The following is an 18,759-nucleotide window of genomic DNA, read 5'->3' on the forward strand; positions in this document are numbered from 1 at the left end:
TTACATCATTTCCTCTTCTTTAAATGCTTTTGTTTGTCGGAAGTTCCAAATTGAAAATACTGCTACTACAATAAAAATCAGAATGGAAAGTACGGAAGCCATATAAAATTGGCTATGGTTCAAAGTCAGCTTATAGATCCAAGATATTAACAAATCAGTTGAACCTGCATAAGTATATTTGCCATCGGCAGGTCCCCCTTGGGTAAAGAGGTAGATGACGTTAAAGTTATTGATGTTTCCAGCAAAGCTCATGATTAAAAGTGGAGAAGTATAGTACATTAATAAAGGAAAAGTAATTGAGCGAAATTTTTGAAATGTGCTTGCTCCGTCTACTTCTGCCGCTTCGTATAATTCCTTGTCAATATTCGTCAACACACCTGCAATTAATGCCATCCAGAACGGGAATCCCAACCAAATATTTATGGTCACTAGAGCTACTTTTGCCCAAAATGGATCGGACAGCCAAGGAATAGGATCAATTCCTAAAGTGGATAAATACTGGTTCAAAGGACCGAATTGACCGTTGAAAATATTTCGAAAAACAAGGATAGAAATAAATTGGGGAACAGCCCAGGGCAATATGAATATTGTTCTCCACATTCGTTTCAGGCGAACTTTATTATGATTAATAATTAAAGCAAAGAACATCCCCACAAAAAACGTGGTGAAAGTAGCTAGAATAGCCCATATGATGTTCCAAGTCGCTATCCCATAAAATGTCTTGCTCCATGCTTGTAATCTAAATAAATCAATAAAATTCTGGAACCCCACCCAATCCACTAGGTTTTTTGGAGGCAAATGATTGGGGGAAGAAAAGTTAGTAAATGCAATCAGAATACCAAAAGTCAATGGAAGAACGGAAAGAAAGAGAGTAAAGATTGCAGCAGGAGTCAAAAGAATGTAAGCATATCCATACTCCCATGATTTTTTCAATGATTCTATAAAACTGTTTACTTTTTCTCCGGTCTCGTGAAGTTTGCCTGTTTTATAGGCATCACGAATATTATAGATATAAAATAACAGGAAAATAACAAGGACTATAACAATTATCAATCCCTCTATCATCAAGAAGATGGAATGATCTCCTTCTATGACTACCCTTCCCCTTCTTCGAACCTGAGCTTGCTCACCTAAGGTGATCAAGCCCCATAAACCGTTCACAATCGGGTTTGTCAAAAAAACAATTACATATATTTCTACCAGAGCATATAAAATTCCTTTGATGTACTGCCGATTATAAATTTGTCCCAGACCCATAAAAAGGAAGGATAATACCGCAGCTGTACTTGCTTTCTTGGTTTGGCGGCGTTCTGGTTCTGCAACTAAATTGGGTGTTGGAGACATGCAAAGATCCCCTTTCCGTTTTTTTTCACATTAAGAATCAATGCCCTCCGAAACAGAGAGCATTGATTCAATTTTCTATCTCGTTGCTACTGACCCTGAGTGGCAATTCCCGCTTTAATCTGGTCAACCGCCGCATCCAGAGCTTCTTTTGGATCTTTTCCATCATTCCAAATCGTAGTGAGAGCAGATGCCATAGGTTCCCAGACCATTGGCATTTGTGGAATGTTTGGCATTGGCACTGCATATTTTGCTTGCTCCAAGAATGCCGATGCAATTTCATCATTTTTTATAGTTTCATTGTCTAGAAGAGATTGAACCGGTGGCAATTGCCCAGTCATTTCAAAACGTTTTAGTAGCATTTCTTCACTCGTTGCAAATTTGGCGAATAAGGAGGCTGCGTTCGGATACTTTGTATAAGCATTTACATAAAATGTGCGAATACCAGAAAAACTTGTAGGTGTTTGACCGTTCTCCAATTTAGGCAACGGTATGACACCGAAGTTCACGCCAGCATCGCGATGGCCCGCTACAGCCCAAGGTCCATCAATATTGAAAGCTAGTTTTCCTTCGTTAAATAAAGATTGTTTCACATCATAAGTAATATCTTCCACCTTCAAAGGCAAGATTTCTTTATGAATACGTTGCATTAACTTTCCTGCTTTTACAGCTCCTTCATTATTCAAACCAATGTCTTTCGGATTGGTATTGTTATCACCGAATACATAACCACCGTATCCGCCGATAAATGAGTATACAAAATACAAGTTCGCTACTTCCATCATGAATCCATATTTATTGTTTCTAATATCAGTCAATTCTTTAGCTTGTGTAATCAGTTCATCCATGGTTTTAGGTAATTTCTTTACCAGATCTTTGTTGTAGAATAAAGCATATGTTTCAATAGACGTAGGATAGCCGTAAAGAGTTCCATCAACTGTCGTCCCCTCAATAGCAGATTTCATAAACTTATCTTGATACTCTTCTGGGAAAAAGTTTTCTAAAACCAATCCTGCTGATACCATAGATCCTAGATGATCGTGTGGAGCAGCAAACACATCTGCCGCAAGTCCAGCCGGACCATCCGTTTTGAGCTTTTCAGGCGCATCAGTATGTCCTACTTCTTCAAAAGTTACCGGCACCCCATACTTTTTGGTAAATTCTTCAGCCACATATTTGGTCCATTCACCAATTGCTCCGCCAGATTCCCAGACTTTCAGTTTAGCACCTTTTTCTGGTTTAATTTCTTTACTATCTCCTTCATTTGTACTTGCCGGTTCATTCTTCCCGACACTTTTGTGGGATGATGTTGGTCCGCAAGCCGCCAGCAAACTGAATACCAGCACCATCACTGCCAAAATTGAGATACCCCTTCTCTTTTTCTTCATTTTCCCTCTCCTTCCATATGGCTAAATCATTCATACCATTAAAACCCATAATAAAACCCATAAACAAATACTTTTGAGCAATCGTTTGCATATATATTTAAAAAAATAATACGTATATGTAAGGGGTTTCAATGGTATTTTACCTTAATTATAAAAGCCTAGAAACAAAAAAGCAATAATTTTTTATATAGTCAATGAAGTGCAAACGTTTGATAAATTTACAAAAAATTAAATTAAAAAAATTAAATTCTAGTCTACAAATGGTACCGTCAAGAATTTTGTGTAATGTAAGATAGATAGGGTATCTCTGAAATGGATTTAGAATAGAGTGGGGCTGTTTCCTCCACACAGGAGACTGAATATTCAGTCTCCTGTGTGGAAAGGGTGAATCCCCTTATTTACAATATATGGTTAATTGTAACGTTCTTCAAACATTCGCTGGAGGGCTTCCTGTGCTTCGGCAAATCCTCTTAACTTTCGTCCTGCCCATTTCTCATTAAAGTCTTGGATGGTCAAATACACGACTTTTTCAGCGGCTTCTAAACTACTCAGGCTGTTCATCGGCTTTAGACGTTTCCGAATCTCCTTGATTGTTCGTTCGATGGCATTCGTCGTATAAATCACACTTCGAATACTGCTTGGATAATCCATAAATGTAAGGAGGACATCCAACTCATTGGCCCAAGATTGAGCTTCTCTCGGATACTTGCTGGACCATTTCGACTCAAACTGTTGAAACATCTGTAACGCAATTTCCTTATTCGGTGCGCGATAAATCAGTTTGAGATCCTCTGCCACTTCAAATTGATCTTTTTTCCGAACACGATTTAAGGTATTACGGACTTTGTGAACGACACAGCGCTGTACATCGGCTTTCGGATAAACGGCTTTAAAGGCCTCCTCCAGGCCCGGAAGGCCATCGAATACGCCCAGAAGCACTTCTTGTACCCCTCTTTTGTAGAGCTGTTGAAGAATCTCTTGCCATCCGTAGGCACTTTCTTGTCCACCTACGAAGAAATCGAGAATTTCACGATACCCTTCTTCGTTTACACCTAACACCACATAAATAACCTCTTTCTCCACGGTATCGCGACGAAGTTTCACGTACAAGCCATCCAAATATAAGACCGAATATCGCTTGGGTAGGGGACGTGTATGCCATTTCACAATGTCTTCCTTTACCACATCCGTGATATGACTAATCGTTGTTGGGGAGTAGGCATTTCCTAGAATTCGTTCAATAAACTTGCCAATTTCACGCGTACTCATGCCACTTTGATACATCTTAATGATCGCTTCCTCGAGCCAGCCGGTGTGGCGTTGGTAGGGAGCGAACAATTGGGTTTGAAATTCTCCGTTTCGGTCTCTAGGGACCAAAAGACCTTCAATCCGACCGTATTGCGTATCTAGATTTCGCTGATAGTAGCCGTTTCTCGTATTCGACGTTCCAGCCTGTTCTATTTCGAGGAAATTTTTTATTTCTTCACGCATAATCAGCTCTAATTTTTCCTTTATAAACTGGCGAATCGCACTTTCCAGTTGATGAGCCCAGTCTACATTCGGTATACTTTTAGACATAGGTAGGGTTCTCCTTTCTCTGGAATGTGTTATGGCCAAATCAGAGAATACCCTACCTTTTTTCTTTTGTTCTAGCAAAATGCTTTACACAAAATTTTATACATCATCCTACAAATCAATATTACATAACAGTTTTTGTAACTATGCTGATTGCTAATTAAATTTTATGTCACAAAAAAAGGAGCCGACAACTATGCCGGATCCAATATATTACCTTAATTCAGCTTTTAGTTATCCCAAAAATATAAAGGGGTGTCAATAGTACCGGTCGAACTGTTCGGTGCGGTAAATACTCTGTTGCTCCTGCTTTCCCAAATGACATTTCCATTGTTATCTTTTTTGATAAACTTGAATTCAAAAGTAGCTCCCTTGGGCACACTCACTGGCAAGAACCATTCTGGATAGTTCGGATTTAACATCGCCTCAGACGATTGGTTCGGATCCCAGTTTCCCAACTCTGGAATGTTTCCGACAACATAAATGTTTTCCCCCCAATTCGTTGTGGCATTCACATGAAAAATTACTTGCACCTGATCGCCGGATAGGACCTCATATCGGAAAGGATTACTGGTTACAGATCCTTTTGTAACTGTAATATTTTGAATTCCAGGATTAGTGTTTGGAACTATAGCCTCAATCATTTGATCGCTGTTTGACACCACAGTAGCAACAGTAGAACCGAATTTGACTGTTACGCTTCCTCCTAATCCAGTACCGTAAATGTAAACGGTATTACCGGGACGTCCCATGGTGGAAATAACGTCGCCAATCCTTGGAGTTAAAGTCCCCAATGATGGGTTATACGACCAGACATTGACCTCTCCTCCAGACAAGGTAAAGCTAGAAATTTTGTTTTGACCGTTGACATTATTTACGCTCATTGAACTCCCATATAACAGTCCACCCAGTACATCACTATAGGTTCCTACTGGAAGAGTCGTATCTAACTCCGGAATGGTAAACGTTTGATCCGGTTGTCGGTTTACCGCTACAATTACTTGTTTATCATAGAACTGTCTTTTAAAGACCAGTACATCATTTGTGCTGTATAAAATTTCTGTGGTTCCATAGGCAATAGCTTCATTATTTTTTCTTAAGTTTGAAAGCTTTTGAATGACTTTATATGCAGTGGTATTTTCATCGAAGTTAGTAGAAGTCTGCATAAACATCCGACCCGCAATGTCACTTGAGTCTGACGGCATCAGATATTGCTCTGTTCCGTAATAAATGTTAGGAATCCCACGTGATGTCATCAAGACAGCGAGAGCTGCATGATAAGGTTTATCGTTTGGTTGAATATAGCGAAATCTTGTTACATCATGATTATCCAAGAAAGTAACTGTTTGATTTTCATAAATGTAATCATTACTTGTCTTGATCATCATATCACCAAAGGAACTCATCGTTTCAGAAAAGTTCCCAAATGCGTTTGTGGCCGCACGGAAATATTCAAAATCCAAGTTGTTGACTCCTGTTCGTTCAGGAAATGTCCGGTACTCATCATACTTGGGATCCGGTCTTCCAATGAAAAATTCACCAAAATGGGTAACCGGGCCACCTGCATCTGAATCAATTGCATCTTTAAATCCCTTCACAAATGCAGGATTCATATGCAAAGTGGCATCATGTCGAAAACCATCGATCCCTTTTGATTTCCAAAATTTAGCTGCTTTCTCCAAATGTTCAACCACTAGTGCATTTTCCTGAGAATAATCAGCCAAAGAACCTAGATCTTTGTAACGGTAGCCAAAACGAGAAGTATCGTTGCCCCGGTCACCCAGACCATGGAAAAAACCATTCACGTCGTTATGTGGATCCGCCAGGAGATTCTCAACTTTTCCATCACCGTTGTAATCCGCAGGCTCTCCATTAGCATCAAATACGTAATTGCCATTCGCATCCTTGTCAGGTTCATATAATTTACCATCTTCAGGCGCAAAATTCAATGTCGGGTTTTGCCAACGACTCGAATGATTGGATACAAAATCTATCACTAGTTTAATTCCATTTTGATGCAAAGCATCGCGTAGTCTAATAAAATCTTTCATAGTACCAAAATGTTTGTTAGTTGCAAAATAATTTCTTGCATGGTAACCGTGGAAACTGGTCCAACGATTAATACTTCCATCTGATTGATAATCTTCTATCACAGTGTCCCTATTTTCATAAGGAGCGGAAATCCAAACGGCAGTTATCCCCATATTTTTTAAATAAGGAATTTTATCTATGATTCCTTGGAAATCACCGCCTTGATACAACTTTAAATCTTTTCCGTTCCCCTGGTTATTGCCGTCCGGATCATCAAACAGGGTAGGATCAAAACCAGGAGGCTTGTTATTTGATGGGTCGCCATCAAAAAAACGGTCCGTCACGATCTGATATATTGTGTCTTTCGGGGTAACTGGTCCTAAAGCTCCTGTAGATGTAGTCGCCTCAGTCCTGGAAAACGAAAAACCAAATGAAGAATAGAGCAATAGAGCAAGAAGAAAAACGAGATATGATTGTTTAATGAATTTTGGAACCTTCCACATGCCATTTCTTCCTTTCTTTTAAAATAATATGACGTAAAAAAACTACCTTCTTACTGATATACTTTTTCTTATGACATTTCTATGGGCAACACCACCTCCTATTCATTGAGCATCTCATTTTGATCTATTTAAGAAGTCAATAAACTAACCGTCACTCGTTAATTTGTTATAATATTCTGACTAAAAATTATAAAGGCAGGAATCTGCATTGACTCGATGACAATCCATCAAAGCCAATCACTTAGATATCACTAATAATCGATATACCCATGATCTCTACATTCAACTCACATTTCGCACCCTCCCAACGAAAATCGGGAGGATTTTTTCGTTCCGATGTCGAATGAATCCTTGACACACAAGGAAAGTGAAGGAGTTTTTCTCTCATGAACGTTCAAGTCAAAAAGGTCTATCGTAATGATTATTTGAATATAATAAGTGCCCTATTCAAGAAACTGGGCCTGCCCCAATTGATTGACCATCTCGTTCCCGTTGATCCACAGTGCCAGACTCGAGTCAGCGATGCCGTTCAGGCCATCATCTACAAGTCATACGGAACGACCAGCGATGGTAAAAAAAGGATAGCCATCGCTCGTCGTGTTGGTCAAAAAGTTATTCTGAAAAACTAAATAAAAAATCCTTTGTTTTGACCTTGTTAGGGTGCGAAATGTGAGATTCAAACAAGCAGATACGGCTGAAAATCCATTTAAATTTTCGGTTGCCATTTTGGACTCTCTTGCAAAGAAGGCGGGATTTCAATCACGAGATTCCGTCATAAGGAACCCGTGTTCACATCAAAGACTTTTGTCAACCTGGCTAATGTTGATGATTCATTTCAAATGGTGTTCATGTACCAAGGGAAAAGGGAGTTCTTATCAACACCTATGAGGAGCGCATGCGAATCATTGTTTATGGCACCAGACTCTATAGTGGGAACCAATTACCAATAAAAAGGATTGTTTTGCAGATTGACCTTTAAAATATAAGAAAATAATCAAAACGATTTTTTCATTTTTCGATTTTGTACGTAACCAACTAAATTTCTCCAATGACTTAAAACCTTATCTATTTTATTGGTCCATCTTTTCTGTATCCCAATAAAGAGGGAGCGATAAGCTTCTTAAGTTATAGAGATACACGTGATGAAGTACGTCCAATCGCTATATCTTGTGAGTGAAGAAACGATCGACAATTTACTTTATCTAGTAAGTATCGAAATCGATTTTTTTGCTAAGGGCAGCCACCCGCTAACCCCGTTCAAGATTTTTACCTTATAGGTAACTCCCGTTTTGAGCATATTATCCCCCCTAACCGCCTTTTCGCGGCTAGGGGAAGCTTTATTTCCTGCCATCGTTGCACGAAAAACGCTCAACAATGCGATGCGGAATAATAATGCGCTTGACTGGTTCATTTGGGTTGGCGATTTTTTCGATTAAACTTTTTGTTGCTTCATAACCGAGCTGGAAAATGTGAATGTCAACGGATGTAAGCGGCGGGCGCGACATTTCGGCGAGCAAGGTGTTGTTAAAGCTGACGATCGACACATCTTCCGGAACGCGCAGGCCGATTTCATCGAGCGTTTTGACCATCCCGAGCGCCATGAGATCGTCGGCGACCACCAGCCCGGTCGGCGGCTCAGGCAAAGAAAGCAGCTCTTTCATCGCCTCTTGGCCGCCTTCTTGCAAAAACTCTTCATGAACAACATATTCCGGTCGGTACGGCAGCCCGGCTTCACGGAGCGCCTCTTCATAGCCGGTTTGGCGGTCGATGGTCACCAAATATTGCGGATTGCCGCCGACAAAGGCGATGCGTTCATGGCCGTGGGCGATTAAATAGGTCGTGGCGTCTTTTCCTGCCTGCACGTTGTCGTTGTCGACATGGGTCACTTGGTCCGCCTTTTGGTGCGGCTTGCCGATGACGACGAATGGGAAGTCATGTTTTTGCAAGTATTTCATCAGCTTGTCGTTTTGCCTTGAATAAAGCAAAATGACGCCGTCAACGCGCCGCCCTTGCAGCATCTCGACAACCCGCTCGTAAATGTCACTCTCTTTTTCCCCGGTCGACATTTGCAAGGCGTACCGCTTTTCATGGGCGGCTTTGCTGATGCCGCGGATGACTTCCGGGAAAAACGGGTTTTGCAGCGCTTGGTCGGCGGAGCTCGGCATGACGATGCCGATCACTTGCGTCGCTTGGCTGGCGAGGCTGCGGGCGATAAAATTCGGATGGTAGCCGAGCTCTTTCATCGCCTCGCGCACTCGCTGCTTCGTTTTCTCGCTGATGCGCGGGCTGTCAGCGATCACCCGCGATACGGTCGACGGCGCGACATTGGCCCGCTTGGCGACATCTTTAATCGTAACGGTCATAGACTCCCTCCTCTCTAGAAATGTTGATGCATCGCGGCTTTCCTTATTCATCTGCCCGTTTGGCTCGTTTTTTCACCATGTATAAAAACAAGATGAATAGCGCGTAAACCGCGACTAGCGTGGCGATAAACGGCACGTTCACCCCCGTTTTTTCCCGCAGCTTGTACACTTCCGCCGTTTCGCGTTCCAATACAAGATCGTAGCCGTCTTCATCGCCGCGGACGAGGTCATCGAGCAAAAAACCGCGCAATTCCTTGTTTTTTGGCAGCTGGTCATTCGTTAAATGGACGTGCTGCGTTTCGCCCGTGTTGTTAATGGCAATGACCGTCGTTTCCTCTTTGTACCGGCGTTGAAACACCGCCATGCCGTCTTTCTCATACAAGAGCGTAAAATCGCCGCGCCGCAACGACGGCAGCTGCTGGCGGAGCGGGCCGATTTTCTTTAAATAATCGATAATTTCCGGATCAGCCCGGAAGTCCATCAATCGGCGGTTATCCGGGTCCGGACCACCGTTCATCGCGATTTCCGTTCCGTAGTACATGATCGGAATGCCCGGAGCAGTGAACAAATACGTCATCGCTACCTTAATGCGCGAAATCGGATTGTTGCGGTTGTCAATCGAAAGTTTCGTAAACCGCACGGTATCGTGATTGTCCAAAAACGTCCCGAGCAAGTACGGGCGGTCGTAAAACGTTTTGTTGTATTCCCAGGCGTCATACAACGGCCGGAGCGATGCATCGCGCCTAGCAAGCGACTGCTTCACCGCGCCATACAGCGGATAATCGACAAAACCGTCGATGCCGTATTGGCCGTACTCGGCAATATAGCGCGGATCGTCGCTCCACACTTCGCCAAGAAGGAAAAAGTCTTGTTTCACCGATTTCACTTCTTTGGCGAACTCCTGCCAAAATGATTTTGGCACATGGCGCACCGTATCGAGGCGATAGCCGTCAATGTCCGTTTCTTTGATCCACCATTTGGCCGCATCGATTAAATATTTCTTGACTTCTGGATTTTCCTGCGCTAAATCCGGCAGCCCATACACCCATCCGTTTTCTAGTTGTGTTTGATCATTCCAGTCGAAAATCTCTTTTTTCGGATGGAACCAATCTTTTTTCGCCGGGTCGCGAAGCCATGGATGGTCGTAGCCGACATGGTTGGCGACAAAGTCCAAGATGACTTTCATATGGCGCTTGTGCGCTTCTTTGACAAGCGTCTTCAAATCATCCAGCGTGCCGAAATGCGGATCAACGCGATAAAAATCTTTGATCCAATACCCATGATAGCCGCCCGGCATGTTTTCAAAAATCGGCGTCAGCCAAATGGCGGTAAACCCCATTTCCTTAATATAATCGAGCTTCGCTGTCACCCCTTTTAAATCACCGCCAAAATATCCTTTTGGGTCGTTGACATTGATGTCTTGGTCGTTCGTCGGATCCATATTGTTGAAACGGTCGACCATAATGAAATAAATCGCTTCATCTTGCCACGTCCGTTCTTCTTTTTCCGCCGCCGTAGCCGGCATGGCATAAAAAAGAAGGAACGGAAGGATGAACAGTACAACAAGACGGTTCCCCATTTCCGTTTCCCTCCTTTACTGTCCGTTTGTCCGCTTGGAAACGGGTAAGCCCACTATTTATGATAGCGGTTCTTACCCTTTTGTGCCACCTGCTGTTAAGCCGGAAATCAAATATCGCTGCAAGAACAAAAAGACGATGGCAATCGGAGCGGCAATCAAAATCGAACCGGCGGCAAAGCGGGTGAAATTGTTGGCAAACCGGTCGCTGATGAAATTGAACAATCCGACCGCCAGTGTAAATTTGTCCGGATCGCGCAAGACGATCGACGGCAGCAAAAAGTCCGTAAACGGCGCCATGAAATTAAACAAGGCGACAACGGCCAAAATCGGCTTGGCTAGAGGCAGCATGATGCGGAAAAAGACGCCGAAATGGCCGGCTCCGTCCATGCGTGCCGCCTCGTCCAATTCGCGCGGGATCGTGTCAAAATAGCCTTTCACAAGCCAGGCGTTAAACGGGATTTGCCCGCCGACATAAATGAGAATGAGCCCCCAAAGCGAATCAAGCAGGTGGAGCATGTTCAGCAAAATATACAGCGCCACCATCGCCATAAGCGAGGGAAACATTTGCAAGACTAAAAACAAATACAGCCCCGTTTTCCGCCCGACGAATTTGTAGCGTGAAAACGCATAAGCGATGAGCGCCGTAAAGAAAACGGACAACACCGCGTTCACCGCCGCAACAAACAAGCTGTTTTTATACCAAAGCAAGTAATCGCTTTGCGGGCTGGTAAACAGCCACTTGTAATGCTCGAGCGTCCATTTTTCCGGAATGATCGACGCCGAGTACAAGCTCGTGCCCGGATTGAGCGACATGCTGATGGTCCAAAGAAGCGGATAGGCAATGACAACAAACATAAACGCAATAAACAAGTAAATGAGCGTGACTTCAATATGCGATTTCCATTTGCGGTTCATTACATGTTCCCCTCCTCTTTAAAGGAACGGGTGCGCCGGAATTGGTAAATAGCAAATCCGCTGACGATCAAGCCGATGATGAGCGAGATCGCAGCTGCCATATTGTAGTTGTTCGTCGTAAACGTCAAATCGTACACCCACGAAATGAGAATGTCCGTTCCGCCGGCATTTTGTCCGCGCACCGCCGGACCGCCATCATTAAATAAGTAAATGATGTTAAAGTTATTAAAATTCCCCGCGTATTGCATAATCAACAGCGGTGCGGTGGCGTACAGCACATGCGGCAAGGTGATCGATTTGAACTTTTGCCAGCGCGTCGCCCCGTCGATATCGGCCGCTTCGTACCAATCGCGGGAAATGCTTTGCAAGACACCGGTAAATAACGCAAAGACAAACGGGAAACCAAGCCATGTTTGAATCAAGATGAGCGCCACTTTCGTCCAAAACGGGTCAGTCATCCACGGAACCGACAACCCGAACAAGCTCAACACCTCACGGTTGATCGCCCCGAATTTATCGTTAAACATCGCGGCAAACACTAAAATCGTAACAAACGCCGGCACGGCCCACGGCAAAATGAGCACCGTGCGGATGAATCGTTTAAACTTAATGCGCGGATCGTTGACGAGCAGCGCCAAAAACAGCCCAAGTGCAATTTGCATCGTCGTCGCTACGACCGTCCAGACGATCGTCCATGCAAGGACGCTGAAAAACGTGCTTTTCCAAATCGGGATGGAGACTAAGTTTTTGAAGTTTTCAAATCCGACCCAATTCAACAAATGCCGCGGCGGCGAATGATACAAGTTGTAGTCCGTAAAGGCGAGCGACACCATGAACAACAGCGGCAGCACAACGATAAACAAAAGCATGACAAGCCCAGGCGTGACAAAGATGTACGGAAACCCTCGGTCCCATGCGTTCCGGCACGATTCAACAAGCGAGGGAAACGGCTCGCCGCGCTGCCGCCGGCGGGCGTCGTTGCGGGCGTCAATGACGTTGGCAACGTGCAACGCAACGGCAAAAGCGATGATGATCACGGAAACAAGCCCTTGAATCAACAAGAAAATCGAATGATCGAGCATCGGAATTTCGCCGAGGGTCACCAGTCCCCACAGCCCGATGTTCAAAAAGTTATAAAAGGTGATAAGGAACGCCGCTTCGATGATGAGGAACAAAATTCCTTTGATATAGCGGCGGTTGTACAATTGTCCAAGGCCGGCAAACAGCAATGACAGCGCCATCGCCACCGCCGGCCGATGACGGACGTTCGCTTCCGGCATCGGAACTCCCTCCTATCGATGGATAAGAACGGTGGATAGGGATGATCCTATCCACCGCCATATGACGTATTATTTTCCAGCACCGCTAGCCGCGATTTTGTCTTGAATCGTTTTGACCGCTTCGCTGAGCACTGCTTTCGGATTATCGCCTTTCGCGATAAATTGCAGCGCGTTGCCCATCGGCTCCCATACTTGCGACATTTCCGGCACGTTCGGCATCGGCTCGCCGTATTGGATTTGCTCGGCAAAGCCGGCGATCAGCGGGTCGTTCGTGATTTTTTCGTTCGTCAACGCTTTTTCGTTTGCCGGCATTTCCCCGGCGACTTCATAGTAATGAAGTGAATTTTCCTCGTTCGTCACAAACTTCATGAAATCGACTGCCCACTCTTTGTTTTTCGAATAAGCGGACAACATCCATGTTTTGGCACCCACAAACGATTTCGGATGTTCGCCGTTGTCGAGCACCGGCAGCGGCGCTGTCGCCAGCTTGTCGCCTAACGCTTCCTTGTACGAAGCAATGTTCCACGGGCCGGTGATGGCGACCGCTACGTTCCCTTTCGTAAACAGCCCGTTCATAATATCGCCGGTAATTTCTTTCGGAATGTATCCGTTTTTAAACCACGATTGGACAAGCTCCGCTCCTTTAACCGCCCCGTCGTTGGCCAAGCCGATGTCGCTCGTATCGTATTTGCCGTTTTCATTTTTGAACACATAGCCGCCATAGCCGGCGAAGAACGGATAAACGAAGTAGAAGTTCGTCGCTTCCATTAAAAAGCCGTATTGGTCTTTGGCCGCATTCGTTTTTTCTTTGGCGATCTTCATCAACTCATCCATCGTTTTCGGCGCTTCCGGCACTAAATTTTTGTTATAGAACACGCCGTATGTTTCCACGACCGCCGGCACACCGTACGTTTGGCCGTCATACGTCACCGCATTGACAGCGGTCTCGCTGTACTCGTCTTTCGCATCGCCAAGATCAACCGGATCGGCCAAGCCTTGCAGCACAATGTCGCCGATGCGGTCATGCGGCTGGTAGAACACGTCCGGCCCTTTGCCGGCTGGGCCGTCAAGCGCCAATTTTTTCGTTTGGTCAAGCATGTTGACGGCGACCATTTCGATTTTGATTCCGGTTTTTTCCGTGTACTTTTGGAAAATATCCTTCAATGCTTGTTTTTGTTTTTCATCATCGTTCACCCAAACGACCAGCTTTTCCGGTTTCTTCGCTTCTTCGGTCCCATTGTTGGTCTGTTTTGGCTGCTCCGCATCCCGCTTCGGCCCGCAGGCGGAAAGCAGACCGACAAAGAGCACCGCCATGAGAAACAACGACAACGCTTTTCTCATAATCCCCCTCCTATTTACCATGACAGAATCTTCGCAGTCCAATCATAAGGAAATCGTTTGCACAAACAAACCAAAACCATTTCTATGAAAACGATTGCACTGCTTATCTCTATTATACCTCCTAATTTTCATTTTACAAGCTTTTTTTCTACTAAATTTGACTTTTCCCCTCCCTTTTCGTACTCTTGAATCAGAGGATAATAATGATGCAAACGATTGCTTTTGAAAATATGAAGGAGGAGAGGCCAAATGAGGAAAGAAGCAATCCACCACCGACCGACCGATAACTTCGCCTATGCCTATGATGGCGAAACGCTTCATCTTCGGCTTCGGACCAAAAAAGGGGATGTCGACAAGGTGGAGCTGCTGCACGGCGACCCATACGAATGGCGGAACGGCGCTTGGCAGTTTCAAACGATGCCGATGCGAAAAACGGGAAGCGACGAGTTGTTTGACTATTGGTTCGCCGAAGTCAAACCGCCATACCGCCGGCTGCGCTACGGGTTTATGCTGCACTCAGGAGAGGAGAAGCTCATTTATACCGAAAAAGGGTTTTACGTTGAGGCGCCAATCGATGACACGGCTTACTACTTTTGTTTTCCCTTTGTTCATCGGGGCGACTTGTTTGAGGCGCCGGATTGGGTCAAGGATACAGTCTGGTATCAAATTTTCCCTGAGCGGTTCGCCAACGGCAATCCGGCGATCAGCCCGGAAGGAGCGCGCCCATGGGGGAGCGAAGATCCGACGCCGACGAGCTTTTTTGGCGGCGATTTGCAGGGGATTATCGACCATCTCGATTACCTTGTTGACCTTGGTGTGACCGGCATTTACTTGACGCCGATTTTTCGCGCGCCGTCCAACCATAAATACGATACCGCCGATTATTTTGAGATCGATCCGCATTTTGGGGACAAAGAAACGTTGAAAACACTCGTCCAACGCTGCCATGAAAAAGGCATCCGCGTCATGCTTGATGCCGTATTCAACCATTGCGGCTACGAGTTCGCCCCGTTTCAAGATGTGTTAAAAAACGGCGAGTCCTCAACATATAAGGATTGGTTTCACATTCGTGAATTTCCGCTGCAAACCGAGCCGCGGCCGAATTACGACACGTTCGCGTTCGTTCCGCAAATGCCAAAGCTGAACACCGCCCATCCGGAAGTGAAGCGTTATTTGCTTGATGTCGCGACATATTGGATTCGCGAATTTGATATTGATGGCTGGCGGTTGGATGTTGCCAATGAAATCGATCACGAGTTTTGGCGCGAGTTCCGCCGGGTGGTGAAGGCGCAGAAACCGGACATATACATCCTTGGGGAAATTTGGCATGACGCGATGCCATGGTTGCGCGGCGATCAGTTTGATGCCGTCATGAACTACCCGTTTACGGACGGGGCGCTCCGTTTTTTCGCCAAAGAAGAGATGGGCGCGCGCCAGTTTGCCGATCGAATGGTGCGTGTGCTTCATTCGTACCCAAACAACGTCAATGAGGCCGCGTTCAATTTGCTCGGCAGCCATGACACGCCAAGAATCCTCACCGTTTGCGGCGGCGATGTCCGCAAAGCAAAACTGTTATTTTTGTTTCAGCTGACGTTCACAGGTTCGCCGTGCATTTATTATGGAGACGAGATCGGCATGACGGGCGGAAACGACCCAGAGTGCCGGAAATGCATGGTGTGGGATCCGGAGCAACAAAACAAAGAACTGCGCCAGCACGTCAAGCAGCTGATCGCGCTGCGCAAACAGCATCAGGCGCTGCGGCGCGGGGAAATCACCTTTCTTCATGCCGATGACGAAACAAACTCTCTTATTTATGAAAAAACAGATGGCAACGAAACCGTGTTGGTCATTATTAATCGGAGCGGCGAAAAAGCCGATATCCCGATCCCGCTTGACGTAAGAGGAAAATGGCTCGTCAACCTCTTGACCGGGGAACGGTTTGCGGCTGAGGCGGAAACGCTTTGCGCCGTTTTGCCGCCATACGGGTTTGTCCTCTATGCGGTGGAGCACTGGTGAGCCTGTTTCGCAGGCAACTAAGATCCGCAGCCAATCAGTGAATACCGGTGCAGCTGCCGACTGAGTACCGGCGTTACACGCGCTGGGCGATGCGCCGGTACTCAGTCGGCGTCATCCCCTCCATTTTTTTAAATAAACGTGAAAAATAAGCACTGTCATCAATGCCCACCCGTTTCGCGATGGCCTCAATCGTTTCATTCGTTTCCGCCAGCCATTGTTTCGCCTTTGACAACCGATAATACGCCAAATAATGGCTGAAGCCCATCCCGATCGTTTTCTGCATGCACCGGGTGATGTAATCCGGGTGAAAGCGAAGCTCGCGAGCGAGCCTCTCCAACGTCACTGACTCGTGAAAGTGCTTTTCGATATACGCAACCGCTGCGGCGCTGACTTGTTCGGAAGCGTTCGGGACGGAAAGCTCTTGCTTTTGCAAGTGCCAAAGGAATTCAACGAACAAAAGCAGCTGCCGAAGCGGCCGGTCGAGATCCCGTTCCACGTTCGGCTCAACGATCTGGCTGAGCAGCTGTTCGGCCCGCTCCCGCTGTTTTAGTTCCCCATATTGGCGAATCGAGAGCCGATATTGGATCGGCTCAGTGTACGTTGCCTCTTTTTCCACCACCGTTTGCCGACTTGCGATATGATCAGCGACAATGTCATAATCCGGGAGTGAAAAGTGAAGCCAAACGAGTTCCGTCCGTTCACGGCACGGGCGATGTCCGTAATGTTCCCGACCCGGGATCAACAACAAATATTGCCCACTGCCAACAGCAAATTCACGCCCGTTTTCCGTCATATATAAGCAGCCTTGTTTGACGTAAAGCAAATCGAAGACCGTAAATGTACGGCGGAAATGGCGCTTTCCTGTCGGGAATACACTTTCCGCCCCTTTAATGAACACAGGCAACGGCGGCAGCGAAAACGCGACATAGTCCATCATCGTCCCTCTTTTCTTATCGGAAAAGTACAAGTGAAATCGTTTCTTTCTCTTTCCATTATGCAACAAACTGGCTAAACTTGATATATCGTTCAAGTCGGAATAAGAAAAAGGAGTTGTCTCAACATGCGCCGTGAGGCCAAAACGTGGTCACTGTTTTCATTGACGTGGCCTATTTTTATTGAAACGATGTTGTATATGGTGATGGGAAACGCCGACACGCTCATGCTCAGCCAGTACTCGGATCATGCGGTCGCCGCCGTCGGGGTCGCCAATCAAATTATCGCCTTGACGATCGTGTTGTTCAACTTCGTCGCCTTAGCGACGGCAGTTCTCGTCGCGCAATATTTAGGCGCCCGGCGAGAACAGGCAGCGATCGAAGTATCGCTTGTCTCCATCGCTGCGAACTTGTTGTTTGGGCTGCTGTTGAGCGCTAGTTTAGCTGCGTTTAGCCGGTCGATTTTGCGAATGATGGATTTGCCGGCGGAGCTGCTTGATGAAGGGAACCGTTATTTGGCCATTGTCGGCGGGTTTTTATTCATTCAGGCGCTCATGATGACGGTCGGCGCTGTCTTAAAAAGCTATGGCTTTACGCGCGACACGATGTATGTCACGATCGGCATGAACATCTTGAATATCATTGGGAACTATTTCCTTATTTTCGGGTCGTTTGGCCTTCCTCCCCTCGGGGCGGAAGGGGCGGCCATTTCCACGGCAGTAAGCCGGCTGATTGGTTTGGCGGTATTGGTTGCTTTATTGTACAAACGAACGGGCATTTCCCTAGCCCCACGAGCGTTTCGCGCACTGCCGTTTTATCATTTGCGATCACTGCTGAAAATCGGTGTTCCGGCAGCCGGGGAACATCTTTCCTACAATACCGCGCAAATGGCCATCACTTATTTCATCACATGGCTCGGCGCCGAGGCGCTGACCGTTAGGGTGTATACACAAAACATTATGATGTTCGTGTTTTTGTTCGGCATCGCCGTCAGCCAAGGGACGCAAATTCTTGTCGGCCATTTCGTTGGCGCCGGACGATACGAAGAAGCGTACGACCGCTGCTTAAAAAGTTTATATAGCGCGATCGCTATCTCGGTGCTGTTGGCCGCTGCTTCCTATTGGTTCGCCGAGCCGCTGCTCTCGCTCTTTACTGATGACCGATCGATGATTGACCTTGGTCGCAAGCTATTGCTGTTGACGATCATCCTAGAACCGGGGCGCTCTTTTAATTTAGTCATCATCAGCTCGCTCCGAGCGGCCGGGGATGTGCAATTCCCCGTCTATATGGGCATTTTGTCCATGTGGGGAGTCGGTGTGACCGTGGCGTATGTATTTGGCATTGCCTTCGGCTTTGGCCTTGTCGGCATTTGGCTGTCGTTCATCGCTGATGAATGGCTGCGCGGGCTATTGATGCTTTGGCGCTGGCGGTCGCGCACCTGGATGAAAAAAGCGGTGGCGCCGGAAGCAAAAATGGCGTAATCCCACTTTCCACG

At 46.0% G+C, this 18,759-nt stretch carries 12 protein-coding genes and 1 pseudogene; 3 read left to right on the top strand and 10 right to left on the bottom strand.

Annotated features, from left to right (window positions below; all coding sequences use genetic code 11):
• From B9L21_RS12360 to B9L21_RS12375, 4 genes are all read right to left on the bottom strand, one after another.
• Positions 1–1,344 (bottom strand): sugar ABC transporter permease, encoded by a 1,344-nt coding sequence (locus B9L21_RS12360; RefSeq protein ID WP_012749395.1) that lies wholly within the window; start codon positions 1,342–1,344, stop codon positions 1–3.
• 86 nt (positions 1,345–1,430) lie between these two features.
• The gene (locus B9L21_RS12365) at positions 1,431–2,729 is read right to left on the bottom strand and encodes a maltose ABC transporter substrate-binding protein (protein WP_063166605.1); all 1,299 of its coding nucleotides are present in this window, start codon (positions 2,727–2,729) and stop codon (positions 1,431–1,433) included.
• Between the two features lie 411 nt (positions 2,730–3,140).
• Complete coding sequence (locus tag B9L21_RS12370) at positions 3,141–4,307, bottom strand: IS256 family transposase (protein ID WP_063166606.1); 1,167 nt, start codon at positions 4,305–4,307, stop codon at positions 3,141–3,143.
• Between the two features lie 227 nt (positions 4,308–4,534).
• The gene (locus B9L21_RS12375; protein ID WP_063166607.1) at positions 4,535–6,838 is read right to left on the bottom strand and encodes an alpha-amylase family glycosyl hydrolase; all 2,304 of its coding nucleotides are present in this window, start codon (positions 6,836–6,838) and stop codon (positions 4,535–4,537) included.
• Positions 6,839–7,224: 386 nt separating this feature from the next.
• Here B9L21_RS12375 and B9L21_RS12380 point away from each other — a divergent pair.
• Positions 7,225–7,384: pseudogene (locus B9L21_RS12380) on the top strand (DUF4277 domain-containing protein); the annotation flags it as partial.
• A gap of 791 nt (positions 7,385–8,175) precedes the next feature.
• Here B9L21_RS12380 and B9L21_RS12385 read toward each other — a convergent pair.
• The 5 genes from B9L21_RS12385 to B9L21_RS12405 all read right to left on the bottom strand — a co-directional run bounded on the left by B9L21_RS12385 (position 8,176) and on the right by B9L21_RS12405 (position 14,316).
• Positions 8,176–9,201, bottom strand: a complete 1,026-nt coding sequence (locus B9L21_RS12385; RefSeq protein ID WP_063166609.1) for a LacI family DNA-binding transcriptional regulator — start codon at positions 9,199–9,201, stop codon at positions 8,176–8,178.
• A gap of 43 nt (positions 9,202–9,244) precedes the next feature.
• Positions 9,245–10,780, bottom strand: coding sequence for an alpha-amylase family glycosyl hydrolase (locus B9L21_RS12390; protein WP_063166610.1), 1,536 nt, complete (start codon positions 10,778–10,780; stop codon positions 9,245–9,247).
• 72 nt (positions 10,781–10,852) lie between these two features.
• Entirely contained in the window at positions 10,853–11,695 is an 843-nt protein-coding gene (locus B9L21_RS12395) for a sugar ABC transporter permease (RefSeq protein WP_063166611.1), read from the bottom strand.
• Complete coding sequence (locus B9L21_RS12400; RefSeq protein ID WP_063166612.1) at positions 11,695–12,975, bottom strand: carbohydrate ABC transporter permease; 1,281 nt, start codon at positions 12,973–12,975, stop codon at positions 11,695–11,697. The genes B9L21_RS12395 and B9L21_RS12400 overlap by 1 nt, the downstream gene beginning before the upstream one ends.
• 69 nt (positions 12,976–13,044) lie before the next feature.
• Positions 13,045–14,316: an extracellular solute-binding protein gene (locus B9L21_RS12405; RefSeq protein ID WP_063166613.1), complete on the bottom strand. Its 1,272-nt coding sequence runs from the start codon at positions 14,314–14,316 to the stop codon at positions 13,045–13,047.
• A 249-nt stretch (positions 14,317–14,565) separates the two neighbouring features.
• Between B9L21_RS12405 and B9L21_RS12410 the strand changes: the two genes are divergently transcribed.
• On the top strand, positions 14,566–16,332 hold the full coding sequence (locus tag B9L21_RS12410) for an alpha-glycosidase (RefSeq protein ID WP_063166614.1): 1,767 nt from the start codon (positions 14,566–14,568) through the stop codon (positions 16,330–16,332).
• 73 nt (positions 16,333–16,405) lie between these two features.
• Here the strand turns inward: B9L21_RS12410 and B9L21_RS12415 are convergent, their stop codons facing one another.
• A complete protein-coding gene (locus tag B9L21_RS12415) occupies positions 16,406–17,266 on the bottom strand; it encodes a helix-turn-helix transcriptional regulator (RefSeq protein WP_063166615.1) in 861 nt (286 codons plus the stop codon).
• Positions 17,267–17,392: 126 nt separating this feature from the next.
• On the opposite strand from B9L21_RS12415, the gene B9L21_RS12420 reads away from it, so the two are divergent.
• Positions 17,393–18,745: an MATE family efflux transporter gene (locus B9L21_RS12420; RefSeq protein WP_063166616.1), complete on the top strand. Its 1,353-nt coding sequence runs from the start codon at positions 17,393–17,395 to the stop codon at positions 18,743–18,745.
• Positions 18,746–18,759 lie beyond the last annotated feature (14 nt).

Source organism: Geobacillus uzenensis, assembly GCF_002217665.1.
Taxonomy (GTDB): Bacteria; Bacillota; Bacilli; order Bacillales; family Anoxybacillaceae; genus Geobacillus; species Geobacillus subterraneus.

Bases quoted from the DNA above. Each gene is read 5' to 3' on its own strand.
- B9L21_RS12370 (WP_063166606.1), bottom strand. From the start codon at position 4,307: ATGTCTAAAAGTATACCGAATGTAGACTGGGCTCATCAACTGGAAAGT.
- B9L21_RS12390 (WP_063166610.1), bottom strand. From the start codon at position 10,780: ATGGGGAACCGTCTTGTTGTACTGTTCATCCTTCCGTTCCTTCTTTTT.
- B9L21_RS12405 (WP_063166613.1), bottom strand. From the start codon at position 14,316: ATGAGAAAAGCGTTGTCGTTGTTTCTCATGGCGGTGCTCTTTGTCGGT.
- B9L21_RS12400 (WP_063166612.1), bottom strand. From the start codon at position 12,975: ATGCCGGAAGCGAACGTCCGTCATCGGCCGGCGGTGGCGATGGCGCTG.
- B9L21_RS12365 (WP_063166605.1), bottom strand. From the start codon at position 2,729: ATGAAGAAAAAGAGAAGGGGTATCTCAATTTTGGCAGTGATGGTGCTG.
- B9L21_RS12410 (WP_063166614.1), top strand. From the start codon at position 14,566: ATGAGGAAAGAAGCAATCCACCACCGACCGACCGATAACTTCGCCTAT.
- B9L21_RS12360 (WP_012749395.1), bottom strand. From the start codon at position 1,344: ATGTCTCCAACACCCAATTTAGTTGCAGAACCAGAACGCCGCCAAACC.
- B9L21_RS12415 (WP_063166615.1), bottom strand. From the start codon at position 17,266: ATGGACTATGTCGCGTTTTCGCTGCCGCCGTTGCCTGTGTTCATTAAA.
- B9L21_RS12375 (WP_063166607.1), bottom strand. From the start codon at position 6,838: ATGTGGAAGGTTCCAAAATTCATTAAACAATCATATCTCGTTTTTCTT.
- B9L21_RS12385 (WP_063166609.1), bottom strand. From the start codon at position 9,201: ATGACCGTTACGATTAAAGATGTCGCCAAGCGGGCCAATGTCGCGCCG.
- B9L21_RS12420 (WP_063166616.1), top strand. From the start codon at position 17,393: ATGCGCCGTGAGGCCAAAACGTGGTCACTGTTTTCATTGACGTGGCCT.
- B9L21_RS12395 (WP_063166611.1), bottom strand. From the start codon at position 11,695: ATGAACCGCAAATGGAAATCGCATATTGAAGTCACGCTCATTTACTTG.